At 64.9% G+C, this 385-nt stretch carries 1 protein-coding gene; it reads right to left on the bottom strand.

Translation table 11 applies throughout. The features are described from left to right. Window positions 1-286: acyl-CoA dehydrogenase family protein (locus EN818_RS31000; protein WP_348631434.1), on the bottom strand; the 286-nt coding region annotated here is incomplete at its 3' end. Window positions 287-385: the final 99 nt, after the last annotated feature.

Genomic DNA, 385 nt, shown 5'->3' with positions numbered 1-385 from the left:
TCTCGATCACCTTGGCTAAAGTCGCGTAGGACACTTCCGGGCCACCGAACGCCTTGGGCACGTTGATCGACCACAGGCCGCTCTGCGAGAACTGGTCGAGTTCGGCCCCCGGCCAGATCCGGTCACGGTCGCGCTTGGAAGAATCCTTGACAAACTCGGCCGCCAGCCGCTGCGCGACGGCAATCGCCTCGGCGTCGTCCTTGATGATGTGCGCGGGCTCGGCGGGTCTGGCTACCGGCGGCACGGCGGCCGCGGCCTTGTCGGTCTTGACGTTGGACACAGTCATTTCAGTCTCCTTCGGATTTTCGATTCAGACGACAGCATGGAGGTGGCTGGGCGGCGCGGCGGGCGGTGCCTTTTGCCCGAGGTAGAAGGCCCGGACATC

The organism is Mesorhizobium sp. M3A.F.Ca.ET.175.01.1.1 (assembly GCF_004791945.1).
Lineage (GTDB): Bacteria > Pseudomonadota > Alphaproteobacteria > Rhizobiales > Rhizobiaceae > Mesorhizobium.
Note: the sequence above shows the minus strand (reverse complement) of the source record. Positions and strands in the feature narration are given on the sequence as shown.